The 3041-nt window shown below is 60.3% G+C and carries 3 protein-coding genes and 1 pseudogene; 2 read left to right on the top strand and 2 right to left on the bottom strand.

Going from position 1 to position 3041, the window contains the following annotated elements; genetic code table 11:
• A pseudogene (locus GIW04_RS29370) lies at nt 1-148 on the bottom strand (DUF2790 domain-containing protein); the annotation flags it as partial.
• 304 nt (nt 149-452) lie between these two features.
• Between GIW04_RS29370 and GIW04_RS29365 the strand changes: the two are divergent.
• Nucleotides 453-1193, top strand: coding sequence for a response regulator (locus tag GIW04_RS29365; RefSeq protein WP_014718447.1), 741 nt, complete (start codon nt 453-455; stop codon nt 1191-1193).
• The gene (locus GIW04_RS29360; protein WP_120248043.1) at nt 1190-2497 is read left to right on the top strand and encodes a sensor histidine kinase; all 1308 of its coding nucleotides are present in this window, start codon (nt 1190-1192) and stop codon (nt 2495-2497) included. Before GIW04_RS29365 ends, GIW04_RS29360 begins: the two co-directional genes overlap by 4 nt.
• Here GIW04_RS29360 and GIW04_RS29355 read toward each other — a convergent pair.
• The coding region (locus GIW04_RS29355) for a DUF2254 family protein (protein WP_236479498.1) at nt 2489-3041 on the bottom strand (553 nt) is incomplete at its 5' end. The genes GIW04_RS29360 and GIW04_RS29355 overlap by 9 nt on opposite strands.

Genomic DNA, 3041 nt, shown 5'->3' with positions numbered 1-3041 from the left:
CCTCTGTCAATGCCACCACTTTCTGGATGTCCAGGTGCGTGCCGTAGGTGTAAATCTGCGGCGTGACGTCGGCTTCGGCGCGGGCCGAGAAGGTGCAGATATTCAGGGTGGCAAACAGGCAAGTGGCATAGAGGGTATTGGTGTTCATGGTCGTTTCCTCAAGGCTTCAAGGGTTGGGTCGTTCAGTTGAGCCGAGGCGCTTGGGTTGGCCTCGATGTGGCTCATTAGAAGCCCGCGAGGTATCTCGCCTGTGTCAAAAACAGGCGCAGATAAATCGGTTCGTATCAGGACCCCGCCCCGATACACAGCCATACAAAACCTAGGAAATTGTTGTTTTTGCCTCTGCATGTATCCTTTGCCAGAGCAGATACACTGCAATACAAACCGCCGCGGGCGAACGGACTCAGCCTCTATAGACTGAGCCGCAATTCCCATTGACAGAGGCTTGGCCCATGGAACACGTTGATCACATCCTCATCGTGGACGATGACCGTGAGATTCGAGAGATGGTAGGCAACTACCTGAAGAAGAACGGCCTGCGCACCACCGTGGTTGCCGATGGCCGCCAGATGCGCTCGTTTCTCGAGGCCACGCCGGTAGACCTGATCGTGCTTGACATCATGATGCCCGGCGACGATGGCCTGGTGCTCTGCCGCGACATTCGCGCCGGCAAACACAAGGCCACGCCGGTGCTGATGCTGACCGCCCGCAACGACGAAACCGACCGCATCATCGGTTTGGAAATGGGCGCTGACGATTACCTGGTCAAGCCGTTCGCCGCCCGTGAATTGCTGGCGCGCATCAACGCTGTGCTGCGCCGTACGCGCATGCTGCCGCCCAACCTGGTCGTTACCGAAACCGGAAGGTGGCTGGGGTTCGGGCGCTGGCGCCTGGACACCTCCGCCCGCCACCTGCTTGATGAAGACGGCACCATGGTCGCCCTCAGCGGCGCTGAATATCGCCTGCTGCGGGTGTTCCTCGACCATCCGCAGCGGGTACTCAATCGCGACCAGTTGCTCAACCTGACCCAGGGCCGTGACGCCGACCTGTTCGACCGTTCCATTGATCTGCTGGTCAGCCGCCTGCGCCAACGCCTGCTTGACGATGCCCGCGAGCCGGCTTACATCAAAACCGTACGCAGCGAGGGGTATGTCTTCTCGCTGCCGGTGCAAGTGCTTGGAGCACCGGCATGAAGCCTTCGCTGCATTGGCCTCGTACCCTCATCTCGCGGCTGTCGCTGATCTTTCTGGTAGGGCTGACCCTGGCGCAGGCCTTGTCCTTCGGCGTGCAGTATTACGAGCGTTACGAAACCGCAAAAAACACCATGCTAGGTAACCTGGAAACCGATGTGTCGACGTCCATTGCCATCCTTGACCGCTTGCCCGCCGAGGAACGCATGAGTTGGTTGAAACAACTGGATCGACGCAATTACCGCTATTTGCTCGACGAAGGCTCGCCAGGCGTCGCTCTGCGTGACACGCCGATTGCAGTGACCTCGATCAAGGAGGCCATCGGCAAGGATTACCCGATGACCGTGACAGACATTCCCGGGCCTATCAAACATTTCCAGGTCCATCTGAAACTGGCCGACGGCAGCCCGGTGACCATCGACGTGCGCCCCTCGATGGTGCCGTTGTCGCCGTGGCTGCCGGTGGTTTTGCTGGGCCAGTTGGCCTTGATGATTCTATGCACGTGGCTGGCCGTTCGCATTGCCATAAGCCCGCTGACCCGCCTGGCCCAGGCCGTGGAAAACCTCGATCCCAACACTCACCCGGTGCATCTGGATGAACAAGGCCCGACCGAAGTCGCACACGCTGCCATCGCCTTCAATGCCATGCAGGCGCGCATCGCGGCCTATCTGAGAGAACGCATGCAACTGCTGGCGGCGATTTCCCACGACCTGCAAACCCCGATCACGCGCATGAAGCTGCGTGCCGAATTGATGGACGACTGCGGCGACAAAGACAAATTGTGGAATGACCTCGGCGAGATGGAGCATCTGGTGCGTGAAGGCGTTGCCTATGCCCGCAGCGTGCATGGCGCCACCGAGGAAAGCCGCCGTACCGATTTTGATTCATTCCTCGACAGCCTCGTGTTCGACTACCAGGACATGGGCAAGGACGTGCAGCTCAGCGGCAAAAGCAACGCAGTGATTCACACGCGGCCCCACGCGCTGCGCCGCGTGCTGGTAAACCTCACGGATAACGCGCTCAAATTCGCCGGTGCCGCGCAGCTGCGGGTCGAGCCGGAGGAGGGCGACAGCCTCTCGGTGACCGTGATGGATCGTGGTCCCGGCATTGCCGAAGAGGAGCTGGCCCGTGTGATTGAGCCATTTTACCGCGTGGAAAATTCGCGCAACCGCAGCACCGGCGGCACGGGCCTGGGCCTGGCTATCGCCCAGCAACTGGCACAAGCCCTCGGCGGCACCCTGACCTTGAGAAATCGCGAAGGCGGCGGACTGTGCGCTGAACTGAGATTACCGACGCGCTCATCGTAGGAGGAGCGAATCATGCAGCAGCGGTCGCGCCGCTGCGCTGAGCTTTTGCCGGTCCTCTTCGAGTACAAGCGCAGTGTTTACGTGCTTGAGCAGCCGTTCTGCGTGCCGGGTACAGACGCCCCTGAACATCGCCGGGTTTATCTGTGCCAGGCTTACAAGGGCCTTCATCATGCGCAGGTCAACTTCCACTAGACCCGCGCCATCTCTGGCAATTGGTGCGAAGAAGTCATCGAACAGGTCATCTACCGTCAAGCCGCGCAGGTAAACGTGCTGGCAATCAGCGTCGGTTTTCGCGGTGGGTCCTTTGGGTGTACCCCAGCATGTCAAGCTTCTGACGCCGCGCCCAATCACGTCAATGGCGGTGCCGGGGTCATTGACGGCCGGCGACAAGGCACGGGAGGCGATCTCTGACAACACTGACAAGCCGAACCGGGGGTCGTGTTCGAACGTTCGACGCGCTCCCATAGCCAGGGTCGCGGTGATTTTTTCGTTGCTCGACGCCAGTTCCTCACCGCGTGCGTTGCTCAAGCTGACGGTTCTTGCG

Source organism: Pseudomonas sp. PA-4-8C (assembly GCF_021606625.1).
GTDB classification, from domain to species: domain Bacteria; phylum Pseudomonadota; class Gammaproteobacteria; order Pseudomonadales; family Pseudomonadaceae; genus Aquipseudomonas; species Aquipseudomonas lactis.
Note: the sequence above shows the minus strand (reverse complement) of the source record. Positions and strands in the feature narration are given on the sequence as shown.